Source organism: Williamwhitmania sp. (assembly GCA_035529935.1).
Classification (GTDB): domain Bacteria; phylum Bacteroidota; class Bacteroidia; order Bacteroidales; family Williamwhitmaniaceae; genus Williamwhitmania.
In genome coordinates, this window is sequence record DATKVT010000048.1 from 1 (window position 1) to 17,792 (window position 17,792).

Here is a 17,792-nt window from a genome sequence, read left to right on the forward strand (position 1 = left end):
GCAAATAAAGCTTCGTGCCGATCGACTCAAGGGCAAGAATCCGAATTGCTACATACTAAGCGAAACGTTACTCGAAAACATATTGAAGCATGCCGTGAGCATGAAGCCAGACCTCTTGGTGGTAGACTCCATTCAAACACTATACACCGACAGGGTTGAATCATCTCCGGGAAGTGTTTCACAGATTAGGGAAACGGCTGCGAATCTGCTCAAGTTTGCCAAGGAAACGGCTACACCAATATTTATCATTGGCCACATAACGAAGGACGGAAGCCTTGCTGGCCCTAAGGTGCTGGAACACATTGTAGACGTGGTGCTCCAGTTTGAAGGCGATAACAACTTTGTATACCGAATTATTCGTGCCCACAAAAACAGGTTTGGATCCACCTCTGAGTTGGGCATATTTGAGATGCAAAACAGCGGTCTTCGTGAGGTTGAAAACCCATCGGAAATACTCATATCACACCGCTCTGAGTCGCTAAGCGGCGTTGCCATAGCTGCCACCATCGACGGAATTCGCCCATTTCTTATCGAAACCCAAGCGCTGGTGAGCACCGCAGCCTACGGAACACCGCAACGATCTACCACCGGTTTTGATATTCGAAGGCTCAACATGCTGCTGGCGGTTTTGGAAAAGCGGGTGGGGTTTAAGCTAGCGTCGAAGGACGTATTTCTGAACATTGCGGGTGGGCTAAAAGTTACCGACCCCGCCATTGACCTCGCCGTAATTGCTGCAATTCTATCCTCCAACCTTGACGCTGCCCTCCCCGACGATTGCTGCTTTGCAGGTGAAGTAGGCCTTTCGGGCGAAATTCGTCCCGTGACCCGGCTCGATCAGCGCATAACCGAGGCGGCTAAACTTGGCTTTAAACGGATCTTTGTATCTGGAAATTTAAAAAATATTGCAGCCAATAACACCATTCAGATTGTAACTGTTGGTCGAGTTGAGCACCTTGTAAAGCATCTTTTCTCAAACAACAGCCAATAGCTCAGTAGTACTATTGATGTTTATTTTTGAGTGCAGATCATTCATTATAACATGTTTATCATGACACGTTACACAATTAGTTAACAATATTAATCCATGAGAATTGCAGTTGTAGGTTTTGGGGCAGCAGCCATCGGCTTTATCGAAAAAATTAAAAGCACTGCTCACGAAGTTCACGTTTTTGAAAAGAGCAAAGATATCTACTCTTCCAGCATTTCGGGCATAAGAGCCGATGGCAAGTTGTTTGTGTCGTCCGAAATGGGGGGCGATATCGAAATTGACCTTGACCTGCAGAAGGTGTTAGTGGACTACTACCTCAGCCATACCAACAATAAGCAAGTTGAAACCGGCTCTTCCTTTCGAAATAAAGAGTTCTACAAAAAGTTTTATGAGCATGGCTTTCAGCCCATAAGCTCCGACTTCTACCACATTGGCACCGATCAGCTCAAGGAGGTTCTCTTCAACATTTTTGAAGATTTCAAAAAATACAAAAATATCCACTTCCACTTCGATCACCCCATTGACGACGTTACAATGACTGGGGATAAGACCCAGGTGAATCAGATTGGAGAATTTGACCTTGCGGTTGTTGCCGTTGGACGAAGCGGGCATAAGCTGATAAATAGGCTCATTACAAAGTATCCCGACCTTGTTCTGGATAATACCAAGGTAGACTTGGGCATTCGCTATGAACTCCCAAACCATATAGTAGAGGAGCTAAACAAGGAGATGTATGAATTTAAAGTTCGTTACAAGAGCAAAACAGGCTACATGGTGCGAACCTTTTGCAATAATCCTTCGGGATACGTAGTTACCGAAAACTATGGCGATTTTACAACGGTTAATGGACATGCTAAAATGCGGGAGAAGAGTGGCAATACCAACTTTGCCATTCTCACCACCCTTGTGCTAACCGAGCCGTTTAACGATCCAATTGGCTATGGTTCGTACATCGCCAAGCTATCCAACCTCCTTGCCGGTGAAAATAGAGTGATCCTTCAAACCTATAGTCACTTTAAAGATTCAAAGCGGACAAAAAACTTGTACCGTGTAAAACCAACCCTTCCAGAGAAAAATTACATTTTAGGTGACATCAACCTAGCCTTTCCACGAAGGATAATGGAGAGCATAATAGACTTTATTGAAAAGTTAGAGGAGGTTATCCCGGGAGTTGCCAATAACGACAACCTAGTCTACGCTCCAGAAATTAAGTTTTACTCCAACAAACTGAACAACCAACTCTACCCTCAGCTGAAGTTTATTGGAGATAGTTCCGGAGCCACTCGTTCAATTATTTATGCCACTGCCCACGGCTATATTTTGGGCGAAGAAATTCTGAAAAGAGTATAGTAACAAAAAAAAGAGGCTGCTCATAATTGAGTCAGCCTCTTACCATTTTTTTAAACGATAGTTACAAGTCTACTGCAACAACCTCCTTAATTTCCGGTACGTCGCGCCGAATGGCTTGCTCAACACCGTTTCGTAAGGTCATCAAGCTGTAAGGACAGCTACCACAAGCACCCTGCAGGTGAACCTTAACCACCATTTCGGGTGTAACCTCAACAAGGCTAATGTCGCCACCATCATTCTGAAGGTAAGGCCTAACCACGTTTATGGAATTCTGAACCCGCTCAGTAATATCATTCATATCTGCCATTTTCTGAATTATTATCGCGTTTTGATTTCAACGCGCTTTGTTGGTTCAAGGTTTTTATTTCGAAGTTCAATTTGGTCAAGAAATTTTTCTGCCAACAAATGGAACGCTTTTCCCGAAATGGTATCCTGCGTTGCTATCGGAGATCCAGAATCTCCGCCTTCGCGAATACCTTGCACAAGTGGGATCTGACCTAATAGCGGTAGTTTCATACGTTCAGCAAGATGGCGGCAACCGTCTTTCCCAAAGATGTAGTATTTATTGTTTGGTAGCTCTTCTGGTGTAAACCACGCCATATTTTCCACCAAGCCAAGGATGGGAACATTAATGCCCTTGGTTGTAAACATACTGATTCCTTTAACTGCATCGGCCAGAGCAACATCCTGCGGCGTGCTCACGATGATGGCCCCGGTAACAGCCGCCTCCTGAACTATGGTGAGATGAATATCGCCCGTTCCGGGAGGAAGATCCAGCATTAGAAAATCGAGCTCTCCCCAATTTCCTTGGTTGAGCAGCTGGCGCAATGCACTGGTTGCCATGGGGCCACGCCATACAAGCGCCTCGTCGGGATTAACAAAGAAACCAACAGACAAAACCTTTACTCCATGGGCATCAACCGGGTCAATAAGATCCTGCCCATCAACTACGGTTACGCTAGGTCGAACACCCTCAATGTTGAACATCTTTGGCATGGATGGTCCATAAACGTCGGCATCGAGCAAGCCAACCTTGTAACCCAATCGGGCAAGGGAAACGGCAAGGTTTGAAGCAATGGTCGATTTACCAACACCGCCTTTGCCCGAGGCAATGGCTACAATATTTTTAACTTGGTGAATTCCGGAAATCACACTCTTTTTTGCCTCCTTAGGATTCGCCTGTGGGGTCTTTACCAACTCCAGAATACTTACAACGATGGCATCACCAAACTCCTGCTTAATAATAGTTTCACATTGCTTCTTGATCCCGCTTGCAAAGGGATCTTTTACCTTCTTAAAAACTAAGCTGAATGACACCTTTTGCTCGTCCACGTTAAGGTTCTCTACAAAGCCAAGCGAAACAATATCAGAGCCAAATTCCGGGTGGATTACCTTCCCCAGAATAGCCATTACGTTATTTTTATCAAGTTTCATTTGATTGTTATTTACGGTAGTAACCGATTAATTGGTAATATGTTTGTTTAATTATTCAAACGTAAGTTCTTTACTCGGATCCCAGAAGAGCTTTTCGAATTCAACCACTTTACTTTCGAATACCTCAATACCTTCTCCTTCGAGCAGCTGCTCCATGGTGTCCTCTCCCGGGAAATGGTGTTGTCCCGAAAGAAGTCCAACGCGATTTACAACCCGATGGGCAGGCAGGAATTCGTCTAAATGATGGCAACCATTTAGGGCCCAACCAACCATCCGGGAAGATTTGGCACTGCCCAAATACCTTGCAATGGCGCCATAGGTCGTAACCCTGCCAACCGGAATTAATCGGGTGACTTCGTAGACTCGTTCAAAGAAATTGCTCTTCGAATTGTCGGGGTTCCTCAATTGGTTTTGGGCCATCGATCCTGAACTGTAAATATGTTATGCACATTCCCTTTTCTAAAAACTGCGATTCATAGAAAGTGCGAATGCCAAGAATAGGATCGTCTTTAACCGATCCGTAAAGATCTTCGGTAGCAACAAAAATTTCCAAACCATTCTCCTCGGCCAGCGCCTTGGTGTAGCGGTGTAGATTCAGGTTGTCGGTTTTAAGATGAACAACGCCACCGGGTTTTAGGAATGCCCGATAGCTGTTGAGAAACCGGCTTGAGGTTAACCGCTTTTTAATTCGAGTAGCCTTAAGCTGCGGATCGGGAAAGGTTATCCAAATCTCAGAAACCTCGTTAGGGTTGAAGAATGAATTGATAAACTCAATCCTTGTGCGCAAAAAGGCGGCATTGGCAATTCCCTCCTCTACGATGGTTTTGGCGCCGCGCCACAAGCGTGCACCCTTTATATCGACACCCAAAAAGTTTTTATCCTTAAATCTGCGCGAAAGGCCAACGGTGTATTCTCCCTTACCACAGCCCAACTCCAGCACAATGGGATAGCCATTCTGGAATACCTCCTCGTTCCATTTTCCTTTACCAGCGTAATCTCTCCGAAAAACTTCATCAAATTCTGGCTGAAACAAATTCTTGAATCCAAGGTTTTCCTCGAACCGCATAAGTTTATTCTTTCCCACTGTAACTTAACCCATTTAATCGTTTACCTTTTCTACGCGCACGCCAAATTTTGCAATACCCTCCAGCGACTTCTCGCGCATTCCCTGAACTACAGATATGGTATAGGTCCCCGGAAATGGAAATTTTATCATCATCCGATATGGGTAGCGCAAGTCATAGAAGTTCGAAATACCTTTCCCATACCATTTGCCTTGATTATCGGCAAGAGGAACTTCAAGGGTATCGCGAACAAGTGCACCCTTGGGTGAGGTGGTAGTAACAAACAGAAACAGGTTGGCGTAGCGGTAGCCGCTTGAGTTTCGTATGGTAAAAAGAATATTCTGCACAGAAATTGTATCACTTACTGGAAGTTGAAATACGAGGCTATCATTGGCCTGCCACTCGTTGTGCGGAATGTCTTTAATTTCTTCATAAACCATGTTTCTATCGCACGCCACCATTGCAATTGCGGCAAGTGCAATAAGCAGCCATTGGCTACTCGCTTTTCTGATTACGGTCATTGGGTAGTCTTCTTTTTGGACGTTTACGCTTATGCTTATTTTGCTGATTGCGGGATTCATCAAACCGGGTTATGCTATCCTGCCCAATAACGTTGTGAAAATCGGGTTCCACTTCCGGTTGTTTAGAGGTGGAAGATATCTCCACAACTATGGGTTCACAAAGCATATCAACCTTCACTCCCTGCTTATTCTGACTAACAATCTCCTTTACTCGGTCTACAGGTACAGGAGTGATGTTTACAATTGTATTGGGGTCGAAGCTGTACCACATAATACGTTTAAAAATATCGGTCTTCACGTGGTATGCCGTTCCATCCTTTGTCTCGAGAGGTATGGTTGTTCTGGGAAAATCTTTCTGTGCATCAATGTAGCTGTCGAGCTCGTAGTTTAGGCAGCACTTGAGTTTACCACACTGTCCGGCCAACTTTTGTGGATTGAGCGATATTTCCTGGTATCGAGCAGAATTTGTTGTCACAGAAACAAAGTTTGTAATCCAGCCTGAGCAACAAAGTTCACGACCGCAGGAGCCGATGCCACCAATTCGCCCCGCCTCTTGGCGAGCACCAATCTGGCGCATCTCAATGCGAACCTTAAACTCCTCTGCCAAAACTTTAATTAACTCCCGAAAATCAACACGTTCATCAGCGATATAGTAGAATATGGCTTTGGTCTTATCACCCTGAAACTCCACATCGCCAATCTTCATGTTCAGCTTGAGCGAATTGGCTATTTGCCGAGCTTTAATCATGGTGGTGTGTTCCATGCTAATAGCTTCCTCCCACTTCTGAATGTCTACAGATTTTGCCTTCCGGTAAACCTTCTTCATTTCAGCGCTGGACAGGTCAACGCCAAATTTGGCTGCCTGAAATCGCACCAGTTCGCCAGTTAGCGAAACAATGCCAATGTCGTGTCCCGGCGATGCCTCAACGGCAACGATATCACCCTTTGAAAGATTTAACTTATTTGCGTTCCGGTAAAAACTCTTGCGCGTATTTTTGAACCGAATCTCTACAACATCAAACTCGATGCCCGTGGTGGGTAGATCGTTTAGCCAATCGTAGGTAGCTAGCTTATGACAACCCTCTTTTTGGGTACTTACAAGCTCCCCTTGCTCATTTTCAGAAAAGCCACAACCTCTGCAGCAATCCGATGTATATGGTTTAGACATTATTCCTCAGGTTTATATTATTATCTGGTATTTACTGAAACCAGCTGCATTAAAAGCTGTTATGGCACATCTGCCATGCTCCACAATACCATACCTTATACTATTCAACTTGCAAAATTAGCTATTTTTTAGAGTTTATGACTTTTACCATCTTTAGAACCAAATCGGTAAAAATGACCTTAGGATTACCGTTTTGGCTAATCTGAAGAAAGGCAAGATTCATCTCCCTATATATCACCTGGGCAACTCCTGCTGGAATGTAAGGGGAAAAGTTGGTAACAAAGACCTCTTCGTTCTTTCCTGGAAAGGCAAGATCAGTAAGTCCCATGTTGGTCATAAGGCTATCGCGGGTAAGTTTTTCAGCATACTCAAAAAAGTTTTTTTGCCGCTCTCTACCCATGGAGGCCATCTCCTCCGCCCACTCCATCAACCCCAAGACATCCTTCTTATACGACAACCTCATCATTTGCTGAAATGCCTCAAACCAGTTTATGCTCTGGCTGCCATCGGCTGCCAACTGCTGGGCAAGTGCAAAGTTACCATTGGCAATTCGAGCAATGGATTGGGCCATAAAAGGCTCAACGGCCAGCCGATCCTCCAGCGCGGATGCTAAACTCTGACGATCGATATGGGGAACCTTTATAAGCTGTGTTCGCGAAAGAATGGTTTTGATAATTCGTTCCGAGTTTTCAGAAACGAGCATAAAAAGTGTTTTTTCGGGGGGCTCCTCAATTAACTTGAGCAACTTATTTGCCGAAACCTCGTTCATACGCTCCGGTAGCCATATTACAACCACCTTATATTCCGACTCAAACGACTTGAGGCTTAGCTTACGAATTATTTCCGACGCTTCGTTTTTACTAATGCTACCCTGCTTATTCTCTATCCCAATATATTCATACCACTTGTTCTCGCTAAAGTATGGCGACAAAAGAAACAGCTCACGCCATTTGGCAAGAAAATGATCGCTGCGCACATCCTTGTCAGAATCTTTGGTGGTGTTAACGGGAAAAATAAAATGAAGATCTGGATGTATTAACTTTTGATACTTCTTGCAGGAGTGGCACGTTCCGCAGGAATCATTTTCTGTTGGGTTTTCGCAGCAAACCAGCTGACCATAGGCAATAGCCAAGGCGAGATTTCCAGATCCCTCCGGACCTAGAAAGAGCAATGCATGTGGAATTCTACCCTCTTTTACCGTCTGTATCAGCTGTTGCTTAACCTGCTCCTGCCCAACTATATCGCGAAAGAACATTACTCTGCAATTTTGTGTTTTGAAAAATAGCTAAATGGTGCTCAAAGTTAACAAAAATAGTTAGAGCATTACGGAAACGATTCCGTAGAAAAATTGCGGACTCTCGCCTCTGTTATCGTCAAAACACTACTTTTTTGCGTAACTTTACCGTTCAGATTCGACAGAGACTTATTTCACGATAATAAACAAATTAAGCTATGGTAACAATTGACAGCTACAATTTTGCGGGGAAGAAGGCAATCGTTAGGGTTGACTTTAATGTGCCGCTCAACAAGCAAACACTAGAAGTAACCGATGATACGCGCATCCGTGGAGCCTTACAAACCATTCAGAAAATTGTTAAGGACGGAGGTTCTGCCATCCTAATGTCGCACCTTGGACGTCCGTCTGGAGTGGAGGCAAAGTATTCGCTAAAACCGGTAATTACAGTTCTTTCTAAGCTGCTTGGTGGTAAGGAAGTTAAGTTTGCCGACGATTGTATGGGTGAATCGGCTAAAAAAATGACTGCTGCTCTCAAGCCGGGAGAAGTTCTCCTGCTTGAGAATCTTCGATACTATGAAGAGGAAGAGGGAAAGCCTCGCCTTCCAGACACGGCTACCGACGAGGAGAAAAAAGCTGCAAAGGCCGGAGTGAAGGAAAAGCAAAAAGAGTTTACCAAGCAGCTGGCCAGCTATGCCGATTGCTATGTTAACGATGCCTTTGGAACTGCCCACCGTGCTCATGCATCCACCGCGCTCATTGCGCAATATTTCCCTGGCAATAGTATGTTTGGCTACCTTATCGAAAGCGAACTTAAGGCCATGGACAAGGTGCTCAAGGCTCCTGAAAAACCATTTACTGCAATTATGGGTGGTGCCAAGGTTTCCGACAAGATTTTACTCATTGAAAATCTCCTAAACCGCGTTGACAACCTAATTATTGGTGGCGGTATGACCTACACCTTTATTAAGGCTCAAGGTGGCAAGATTGGGAAGTCGCTGTGCGAGGAGGATAAGCTCGACCTAGCTTTGGAACTGCTGAAGAAGGCAAAAGAAAAAGGGGTTAATGTATATCTCCCCGTCGACGCCATTAACGCCGATGCCTTCGACGCCAATGCCAACACCCAAATCACCAAAATTGACGAAACACCGGAAGGCTGGATGGGTCTCGATATTGCCGACAAGTCCATCAAAATATTCAGCGATGTAATTGAGAACTCTAAAACCATTCTTTGGAACGGTCCCATGGGTGTATTTGAAATGGACAAGTTTGCCAAGGGAACTTCCTCAATTGCACAATCCATTGCCCGTGCTACAGCAAAGGGTGCATTTAGCTTGATTGGCGGCGGTGACTCCGTGGCAGCTATCAACAAAAACAAGTTGGCCGACAAGGTTAGCTACGTTTCCACCGGTGGCGGTGCCATGCTCGAATACATGGAGGGCAAAGAGCTTCCAGGTATCAAAACCATTAGAGGTTAATAGCATTCCTCATACTTACAGGCAGGTTCAGGACTTTCTGAACCTGCTTTTTTTATGGAGTAATCGAGCACAACTTTATCATTGTGCAAATTTTTAACTTTGCACAAACTTTGGCTGATATACGCTAAGGTTTCAACACTAAAATGATTGACCCCGATGGTAGACGATCAACTCATACATCGCATTTTTAACCTTGAGAAAAACCACGTTGATTTTGATCAACTTGTGCTGAATATCTTCAAGTTTCAGGCAGAGTATGTTGAAGTTTATCGGGAATATGTGAATCATCTTGGGATAAATCCGCACAATGTTAAACAGGTCGAAATGATTCCATTTTTACCCGTTGAGTTCTTCAAAACAAAGGAAGTAATTGCCCAGGGCAAAACGCCAGAGGTTGTATTCTCAAGCAGCGGTACCACCGGAATGGTTCGCAGCCACCATTATGTTGCTAGTAGCGCTATATATAGCCAAAGCTTTATTGCTGCATTCAAAAAATTTTATGGGAATCCCAACGAATACTGCATTCTTGCGCTGCTACCTTCATACCTAGAACGCGAAGGATCGTCGCTGGTGTATATGGTTGATGAGCTCATTAAGCAAACCGGTCATCCCGACTCCGGCTTTTATCTTCACAACCTCGACGACCTAGCAGTCAAGCTGCAGCGGCTTGATGATTCCGGTCAAAAGGTTCTACTTATAGGCGTTTCCTTTGCCCTCCTCGACCTGATTGAACAGCATCAGCTGCACCTTAACCACACCGTTGTGATGGAAACTGGTGGTATGAAAGGAACTCGACGTGAACTTCCACGGGAGGAGCTTCATCAGGTGCTTTGCGATGGACTTGGCGTTTCATCTATTCATTCAGAATACGGAATGACTGAATTGCTTTCACAAGGTTACTCGTCTGGAAGTGGACTTTTTAAGACTCCCGCATGGATGAAGGTTATAATCAGAGATACCAACGACCCCTTTTCATTTGTCGCAGCAGGACAGACTGGTGGCATTAACATTATCGATCTTGCCAACCTTTACTCCTGCTCTTTCTTGGAACTTAAAGACCTTGGGAAAGTTCATCCAACCGGAGAATTCGAAGTTCTTGGCCGCTTCGACACCAGCGATATTCGGGGCTGTAATTTGCTGTTAAACGAGTAATGCCAGCATGATTTCCTGATTAATTTCCTCCCTATAAAGATTAATTTTTTTATTCCTGAGCCGCTTTTTGTATGAATGGTTGGTGAAAAATTGGGGAATATTCTTAATTTCACCTAAAATTAATTCTCCGCTGCAATGGAAAGTTTTGGATCGTGGTGGCAAGGGTTGGAGGTGATATCCAAAATATATTGGCTGATAACCTTACCCTTTTCCCTTTTATTCGTTATCGAATTAGTGATGTCTTTTCTAGGCGCAGGGTCCGATTCAGGCGGTTTTGATGCCACCGGCAACCTCGATACTACAACTGATCTTGACGACGGAATTTCGTTCCAGCTAGTAACGCTTAAAAACCTAATTGCATTTTTTACAGTTTTTGGGTGGAGTGGCCTTGCCTGCATCGACAGCCATTTGGGTTTGGCTTCCATCATCACCATCTCTTTCATCAGTGGATTCCTGATGATGGTAATCATGGCCAGCATATACTATTTCATGGGAAGGCTAGCCGAATCAGGCAATCTTGAAATTAATCGTGCCATTGGGGAAAAGGCAAGTGTATACCTCTTTATTCCTCCCAAAAGGCAGGGGGTAGGGAAAATTCAAATAAAGCTCCAAGGTTTGCGGACTCTTGACGCCATGACCGATGACGATATGACCATCCCAACTGGATCGTTGGTGGAGGTGGTTGGCATCCTTACAAATGAAATTTTACTTGTCAAAAAAATATAAAAAATTATGAGTCAGTATCTTGTTATTGCAGTAATAGCAGCGGTAGTTGTTATTTTTATGCTCCTTGTATCGCTTTTCAAACGATACAAACGATGTCCTTCCGACAGAATTTTAGTTGTTTACGGAAAGGTTGGTCGTGGCATATCGGACGAGGCCCGTTCTGCCAAGTGTGTTCATGGTGGAGCCGCCTTTATTTGGCCAGTAATACAGGACTATGCCTTTCTAAACCTCACTCCTCTCTCAATTGAAATTAATTTGACCAGTGCGTTGAGTCAGCAGAATATTCGTGTGGACGTTCCTTCCCGTTTTACAGTTGGTATCTCCACCGAACCGGGTATAATGGATAATGCTGCTGAACGTTTGCTAGGGCAGAGCCAGGACGATATTAGCAACCTAGCCAAGGATATTATTTTTGGTCAACTGAGGTTGGTTGTGGCCACCATGGAGATTGAGGAAATTAACAGTAATCGTGATAAGTTCCTCGCCGCAGTTTCGTCCAACGTGGAGGCTGAGCTGAAGAAAATTGGTTTAAAACTCATCAACGTTAACGTAACCGATATTAACGATGAGTCGGGATACATTGAGGCGCTTGGTAAGGAGGCTGCTGCTAAGGCCATTAACGACGCCAAAAAAAGTGTTGCCGAAAAGAATCGCGATGGTTCAATTGGTGAGGCCAATGCCATGCGCGACCAGCGCGTTCAAGTTTCCAGCGCCGATGCTACCGCGGTAGAAGGAGAAAATAGAGCCAAAATAACCATTGCCAACTCTAACTCCACCCGTCGTGAAAACGAAGCTGAGGCTGAACGTAAAGCAACAGCAGCCGAAAAGGTTGCCAAGGCAAAAGCACTTGAAGAGGCCTACGCTGCAGAAAAACTTGCCGAATCCTCTCGTGCCAACCGCGATCAGGCAACCCAAAATGCCGATATCATTATTCCTACCCAAATCAATAAAGAAAAAATCGAGATTGATGCCGAGGCTATTGCCGAACAAACACGTCGTCAGGCACGCGGGGAGGCCGATGCAATATTTATGAAGATGGAGGCACAGGCAAAGGGTATGCTCGAAATTCTAAGCAAACAGGCAGAAGGTTTTGAACGGTTGAGCAAGGCTGCCGGAAACTCCAAGGATGCCGTAATGATGATGATTGCCGACAAGCTGCCCGAGTTGGTTAAGACACAGGTTGAAGCCATCAAAAATCTTAAAATCGATAAGGTTACTGTTTGGGACAACCTTTCTGCCGGGAAAGATGGAAAATCGCCAGCAACTGCAAACTTCCTTTCCGGAATGTTGGGTGCAATTCCCCCGTTTGAGGAGCTGTTTAAGATGGCCGGAATGGAGTTGCCAAGCTACCTAAAGGGGAAAACCATAGAGGAGGGAAAATCTGAGGTAATCGCTGAAGAGCCCAAACCCCAAGAGCCGAAAAAATAGGTATTCTACTATCTAAGTAGCTTAAAAATCAGGCTACCTTTCCAAAATAAACTCTTGCTTTCATAACGTGAAAAGCACAAGAGGTTGGAGAGGTAGCCTGATTTTTGTACCTATGTAAGGTGTATTAAACTTTTAATTCCCGTAATAGCTGGATAGCCTTTTCTTAAATACGCGATCGTTGGCTTCGTTAATTGCCTTCACAAATGCAGCAATACGGGCCTTCCGCCCATTGATCTCCTCCTGACTGATGGAGTCTGCATCCCTAAACACAATCTGCTCCACCTTGTAACCTTCAGAATTCAAGGTCATGGCAACTGCAGCATTTAGGTCGTCGAAAATAATTACGGATGGAAGGCTGTTGGCCGAGTATTGGTATATGGCCGTTAGCACTTTGGCTTTGATGTACTTAATCTGATCTGCCCCAAGGTATTTGGCTCCAAGGAGAAGACGTATTAGATCGATCTTTGCTACACTTTTTTTGTCGCCATCAGCCTTTAACTTTTCGTACTCCTTCTGGTCGGTGGACAGGAATAACTCACGAAAATCGGCCGGAAGCAGCATAATATCGCGGTGCTCATTTTTCTTCTGCTGCGTTTTAAACTCCTTTTGCGCCAATTTTTGATTGGAAGGGATATAGTCGGACCACTTACGTGTCCGCCGAAATGATTCGGTCATTGGCCTCGGTTTCCAGGAGGTTACCGGCCGCTTCATAATTGGATCTTCAAGGTTTAAATGCCCCGATTCCAAACCATACATCATACAGTTAATAAAGTGAATGTAGCTACCACCAAGGCTGGCGTGCAACGCCGACCAAAGTGTCTGGTTGTTCCCTTGTCGAAGCGAATCGGTGCCGTTTTCATCCACCTGAAGTTTCTTATCCTTTAGCGCCTTTACAAAGTCCGCATCTAAAGAAACAGGATAGTAGGTAGCTTCGTTATCAGAGATGGCGTCGGTGAGTGATCCGCTATGCTGCAGGGCTTTAACATCAACTACCTGGCTAGTGTCGTTGGAGAATTTAACATGAAGCTTGTAGTCATATGTCCAACGCATCTCCTTAACCGACTGTGCAATCAAGGGTATACTAAGGCAGATAAAAACAAGTATAATAATCAGCTTTTTCATATTCAGGAGGTTGTTTGTTTTCAACATTTACCAAATTTAGGTAAGTAGTATGGTAATAGCAAAGGGATTCTTCAAAATGCATAAAAAAAGAGGCGCATCAGCTGCGCCTCATTCTAAAACCCCCAGCAATGCTACTCTGCCGGATACCCTACGGTTTGAGCAAAAACCACATTCTTCTCCGGTGAAAGTTTTAACACCGTTTTTAACTCCTCCCGATTTACCATGCCTCTAACCACCGTTGCCAAACCAGCAGAGGCACAGTAGAGGTAAATATTTTCGGAAATAAAGCCCGTATCCGCTCCTGAATAAAAAAACTTCATCTCCTCCGGTCGATTGGCCATTTTGGAATAGTCGGCAACATATATAAGGTTAACCGGTGCCCCTCCCACAAAATCCTGCTGTCCCGTTTTGGAACGAATATCTTCTGCCAAGACTGGAATCAAGGAATTTTGCAGGGCATCATAGCGGTATACACCGCTCTTCAATGATACATAAATCTCCACCTCCTGCCAGTTGTTGGCACTTGGAGCGGTACGCTTCCCTGATTCTGGACGAGAAATCCCAGCACCAGCCCACAACAGGTTGGCAAGTTCTTGCATCGATAATTCCCTGTTTGAAAAAGTGCGCGTTGTTTTACGCTCCTTTAGTATATCCATTAAAGGCCTTCCGCCGGAAGTTTGTGGCGTTGGCAATTTTAGTGTATCCATGTCCTGCGAAAAGCCTATTGTGGCAAATATTTGTAAGATGATTAAGAGTGCTAAATTCTTTGTCTTCATGCCCAAAGAACTATATCCCCAAACGTTTACGCAATGCCGAAGGTATGGCATCCTTGTGAACCATTACTGCAATTGTGAAACGGCGGAGGTATGGTTGGCTCATGTATAGCAACCCACCGTATTTGTTAGAGTCCTTATTCCACGAATTCTTTATAATGTAAAATCGCTTCCCATCTTGATCAACAACGGTTCCTACGAGGTGCATGAGGTGATCATCGGTAAGCGTATAGTTATCAAAATCGGCCTGCCGCTCCGCTTCCGTGGCAATTTTCTCTGGAACAGGACCTTCGCCGCCATACAGAACCTTACGCTTCTCAGCGCTAGTCATGGCTGTCCATTTCGCCATTTCGAGACCAGCCACCTCCTTTGTGCTATCATCGGGATACACTGCAATACCTTTTGAGTATTCAAAACCTGGATTTCCAACATCACCATCCCAGCAAACAGTATAACCCTTATTTATGGCATTCTCTACCACTCCAACAAGGTCATCAAGCGGAACATTATAGTAAAGGCCGTTGCTCCAGTTATCTGGAATTTCTAACAATACTTTCTTGTTGAAGGGGTAACATGGGAACGAGGTGAGTTCAACATAATCGTCCGGATTAAAACCAAGTTTCTTAGTAAATTCAGTTGGGGTGGTCTTCTTTGAATCATAGGTGAATGAGGTTACCGGTGCCCCAAGGTAAGCATCAAGAATACCGACAAAGCCACTCTTCCACGCCGTGGACAACTTCTTGTCAGGATTTTTAACTACCGCACCTACATATGCATCGAGAACAGCATAGAGCTCAGCATGAACAGGCTTTGGCTCACCATAGTTTAGTCCAGGATAAACTGAATCTGGCACCATGCCCTTATCCTTAATAATGTTTAATACATCATGAGCCTGACCTCCTTCTGAAAAATTTGAGGTTCCTTGTCGACGAACATATGAAACAGCCTTACGCAGGTATGCCTCGCGAACAAAAAACATTTCAGAAAGATTCAAGTCGGGTTTGCCCATCCGTAAAAGTTCCGACTCAACATACGATACCGTAGCAAAACTCCAACATGTGCCGGAGCGGTATTGATCCTTAACGGAAGTTATGGGCAACTTTTTTATGGTAGTGAAATGGTAGCCGCCTGCCGAAATAGTGTCTTGAGCGTTAATCTGGGTAAACAATCCCAGAAATAGAATCAGAAGGAATAGCCTAGTTCGAATCATAACTTGCAATGTTAGTTGGTTTTGGATTAGAATGCGGTTATCCCACTAGGTTTAACCACAGGTTTGTCGAAATTTGATTGGGAATTTAAATTCACTATATTGCCCCCCAAATTAGTAAATATAGATGCGTAGGGCAAGAATTTTTTTGGCAATTACAGCTTACATGCTGCTTATCCAAAGAAAAGTAACACACTCTTTCTTTGCATTGTTTGGTTCAAAGCCAAACAGCAGTAGGGAAAGCATGTTTACACACCCACGGCGCAAGGGGAATAGTCCCCTACCTAGCAACATCAACAACCGATTCTATTTCCCAAGCAAAGATATTTGCAACCTTGGTCTTACCAACGGCTACACCGATCGGTTCCTCCTTATTTGACTTTTCGTAGTAAGTTAATCTAGAACCCAGCTAACTTAGGGTAAGGCTATTTCTATATCCTTATAGGCACTTAGAAATACTAGTTATCAACCTTATTTTAAGCAGATTAACCTGCATTGCTTTAATTTTCAGATCTGGAGTTGAAATTTCCCTGACAACCTTAGAAACAACCAATTAATCTTAATTATATGAAGAAGTGCTTACTTTCAGTAGCAGCCTTGCTGCTTGCCGCCCCAATTTTTGCGGGAGGTATCCTTACAAACTCTAACCAAAGTGCGGCTTACATGCGTATGCTGGCACGCGATGCATCTACCTCCATTGATGCTGTATACTACAACCCAGCGGGTTTAACTAAGCTAAACGATGGATTCCATTTTTCTTTAAACAATCAGACACTTTTCTCCAAAAGAACCATTGATAATGGGTTCCCAACACTCAATGAGCACAAGTACACTGGAGATGTGACAGTTCCCTTTTTCCCAGGCATTTATGCTGCCTATAAAATGGATCGATGGGTTTTCTCATTTGGAATTAACCCAAACTCAGGTGGCGGAACGGCCAGCTACGGAAAAGGATTACCAAGTTTTGAAATTCCAATATCTGCCATTCCTGGTGGATTATCGGCAAAGGGGATCCCAACCACTGCCTACTCCTTGGATTTATCCTTCGATGGCAGCTCTGTGTTTTGGGGATCGCAGGTTGGAGCATCCTATAAATTTAACGACATGATTAGTGCTTATGCCGGTATAAGAATGATTAATGCTATCAACACCTATAAAGGCGACATGAAAAACATTAGCATTAATCCAACCTACCCTGGCATTAACCCGTCGGGGAATTTTATGCTCGCATCAGATTTCTTTACTCAGCTGGCAACACTTGCAAGTGGGGCCGCAGCAAGCGTGGATCCACTAATAACACAATATAATGCTGGAGGCATGACTCTGCAAGATGCACAATCAGCGGGGCTTCTTACTCCAACTCAAGTAGCGCAACTTTCAGGTGGCTTAGGTGCTGCCTACAACCCCGCAATGACCGTTTCTCAGGTTCAATCGGCATACCAAGCAAACGCTACGGCTTCAACTCAAAATGCTGCAGCTACCAGCGATCAGCACGTAGATGTTAGGCAAACTGGCACCGGGTTCACGCCGATGATTGGCGTGAACATTTCACCCAACGACAAGATCAACATCGGAATAAAGTATGAGTTTAAAACGAAGCTAGAGCTCACCAACCATACAAAATCGGATGTTGTAACCAACATGTTTCCTGAAGGTGCAAAATACAGAAGCGATCTTCCTGCATTACTTACGGTTGGTATCGACTACAAAGTGCTTCCTGACCTTAAGCTGTCTGCCGGACTCCACCACTACTTTGATAAAAATGCTGACTGGGACGGAAGACAAAACTTCATTGACAAGAATCTCTATGAGCTTGCTTTCGGAATGGAGTATAACGTAACCGACAGATTTCTCCTAAGTGCTGGATACCTCTACGTTCAAACGGGTGTTGGTCAAGGTTACCAGACCGATATTAGCTACAGCCTTTCCTCCAACAGTGTTGCCTTTGGGGGTGCTTTTAAAGCCAGTGACCACTTAACACTTAACCTTGGTGTGCTTTACACACAGTACGTTCAGGGACAAAGGAGTATTGATTATCCTCAATATGGAATTACTGGAATTACTGAAACATACAACAGAAATAACATTGGCTTTGGAATCGGTTTCGATTTCAGCTTCTAGATCATCAGCCAACTTGAATAAAAAGA

At 44.3% G+C, this 17,792-nt stretch carries 18 protein-coding genes; 8 read left to right on the forward strand and 10 right to left on the reverse strand.

The window, feature by feature from the left end; translation table 11 throughout:
• Nucleotides 1-988: DNA repair protein RadA (radA, locus tag VMW01_03570; GenBank protein HUW05318.1), on the forward strand; the 988-nt coding region annotated here is incomplete at its 5' end.
• Between the two features lie 96 nt (nt 989-1,084).
• Entirely contained in the window at nt 1,085-2,338 is a 1,254-nt protein-coding gene (locus tag VMW01_03575; GenBank protein HUW05319.1) for a hypothetical protein, read from the forward strand.
• A 61-nt stretch (nt 2,339-2,399) separates the two neighbouring features.
• Here VMW01_03575 and VMW01_03580 read toward each other — a convergent pair whose 3' ends face one another.
• The 7 genes from VMW01_03580 to VMW01_03610 form a co-directional block, all read right to left on the reverse strand.
• Entirely contained in the window at nt 2,400-2,645 is a 246-nt protein-coding gene (locus tag VMW01_03580) for a NifU family protein (GenBank protein ID HUW05320.1), read from the reverse strand.
• 11 nt (nt 2,646-2,656) lie between these two features.
• Nucleotides 2,657-3,772 (reverse strand): Mrp/NBP35 family ATP-binding protein, encoded by a 1,116-nt coding sequence (locus VMW01_03585; GenBank protein ID HUW05321.1) that lies wholly within the window; start codon nt 3,770-3,772, stop codon nt 2,657-2,659.
• A gap of 51 nt (nt 3,773-3,823) precedes the next feature.
• The gene (locus VMW01_03590) at nt 3,824-4,192 is read right to left on the reverse strand and encodes an MGMT family protein (protein ID HUW05322.1); all 369 of its coding nucleotides are present in this window, start codon (nt 4,190-4,192) and stop codon (nt 3,824-3,826) included.
• On the reverse strand, nt 4,140-4,856 hold the full coding sequence (trmB, locus tag VMW01_03595; protein HUW05323.1) for a tRNA (guanosine(46)-N7)-methyltransferase TrmB: 717 nt from the start codon (nt 4,854-4,856) through the stop codon (nt 4,140-4,142). The genes VMW01_03590 and trmB overlap by 53 nt, the downstream gene beginning before the upstream one ends.
• A gap of 15 nt (nt 4,857-4,871) precedes the next feature.
• Nucleotides 4,872-5,357, reverse strand: coding sequence for a gliding motility lipoprotein GldH (locus tag VMW01_03600; GenBank protein ID HUW05324.1), 486 nt, complete (start codon nt 5,355-5,357; stop codon nt 4,872-4,874).
• Nucleotides 5,332-6,525, reverse strand: coding sequence for a regulatory iron-sulfur-containing complex subunit RicT (gene ricT, locus VMW01_03605; GenBank protein ID HUW05325.1), 1,194 nt, complete (start codon nt 6,523-6,525; stop codon nt 5,332-5,334). Before ricT ends, VMW01_03600 begins: the two co-directional genes overlap by 26 nt.
• A 121-nt stretch (nt 6,526-6,646) precedes the next feature.
• A complete protein-coding gene (locus tag VMW01_03610) occupies nt 6,647-7,780 on the reverse strand; it encodes a hypothetical protein (protein HUW05326.1) in 1,134 nt (377 codons plus the stop codon).
• Between the two features lie 197 nt (nt 7,781-7,977).
• On the opposite strand from VMW01_03610, the gene VMW01_03615 reads away from it, so the two are divergent.
• The 4 genes from VMW01_03615 (at nt 7,978) to VMW01_03630 (ending at nt 12,543) form a co-directional block, all read left to right on the forward strand.
• On the forward strand, nt 7,978-9,237 hold the full coding sequence (locus VMW01_03615; protein ID HUW05327.1) for a phosphoglycerate kinase: 1,260 nt from the start codon (nt 7,978-7,980) through the stop codon (nt 9,235-9,237).
• 156 nt (nt 9,238-9,393) lie between these two features.
• The gene (locus VMW01_03620) at nt 9,394-10,389 is read left to right on the forward strand and encodes a hypothetical protein (protein ID HUW05328.1); all 996 of its coding nucleotides are present in this window, start codon (nt 9,394-9,396) and stop codon (nt 10,387-10,389) included.
• Nucleotides 10,390-10,524: 135 nt separating this feature from the next.
• Nucleotides 10,525-11,115: a hypothetical protein gene (locus VMW01_03625; GenBank protein HUW05329.1), complete on the forward strand. Its 591-nt coding sequence runs from the start codon at nt 10,525-10,527 to the stop codon at nt 11,113-11,115.
• A gap of 6 nt (nt 11,116-11,121) precedes the next feature.
• Complete coding sequence (locus VMW01_03630) at nt 11,122-12,543, forward strand: SPFH domain-containing protein (GenBank protein HUW05330.1); 1,422 nt, start codon at nt 11,122-11,124, stop codon at nt 12,541-12,543.
• 132 nt (nt 12,544-12,675) lie between these two features.
• Here the strand turns inward: VMW01_03630 and VMW01_03635 are convergent, their stop codons facing one another.
• The 3 genes from VMW01_03635 to VMW01_03645 all read right to left on the reverse strand — a co-directional run bounded on the left by VMW01_03635 (nt 12,676) and on the right by VMW01_03645 (nt 15,648).
• On the reverse strand, nt 12,676-13,665 hold the full coding sequence (locus VMW01_03635; protein ID HUW05331.1) for a hypothetical protein: 990 nt from the start codon (nt 13,663-13,665) through the stop codon (nt 12,676-12,678).
• 131 nt (nt 13,666-13,796) lie between these two features.
• Entirely contained in the window at nt 13,797-14,441 is a 645-nt protein-coding gene (locus VMW01_03640) for a SagB/ThcOx family dehydrogenase (protein HUW05332.1), read from the reverse strand.
• A 10-nt stretch (nt 14,442-14,451) separates the two neighbouring features.
• Nucleotides 14,452-15,648, reverse strand: a complete 1,197-nt coding sequence (locus VMW01_03645) for a C1 family peptidase (protein HUW05333.1) — start codon at nt 15,646-15,648, stop codon at nt 14,452-14,454.
• Between the two features lie 124 nt (nt 15,649-15,772).
• Between VMW01_03645 and VMW01_03650 the strand changes: the two genes are divergently transcribed.
• Together VMW01_03650 and VMW01_03655 are read left to right on the forward strand one after the other, a co-directional pair.
• Nucleotides 15,773-16,024: a hypothetical protein gene (locus VMW01_03650; GenBank protein ID HUW05334.1), complete on the forward strand. Its 252-nt coding sequence runs from the start codon at nt 15,773-15,775 to the stop codon at nt 16,022-16,024.
• A gap of 188 nt (nt 16,025-16,212) precedes the next feature.
• Nucleotides 16,213-17,766, forward strand: a complete 1,554-nt coding sequence (locus tag VMW01_03655; GenBank protein HUW05335.1) for a hypothetical protein — start codon at nt 16,213-16,215, stop codon at nt 17,764-17,766.
• The last annotated feature ends 26 nt before the right edge of the window (nt 17,767-17,792 follow it).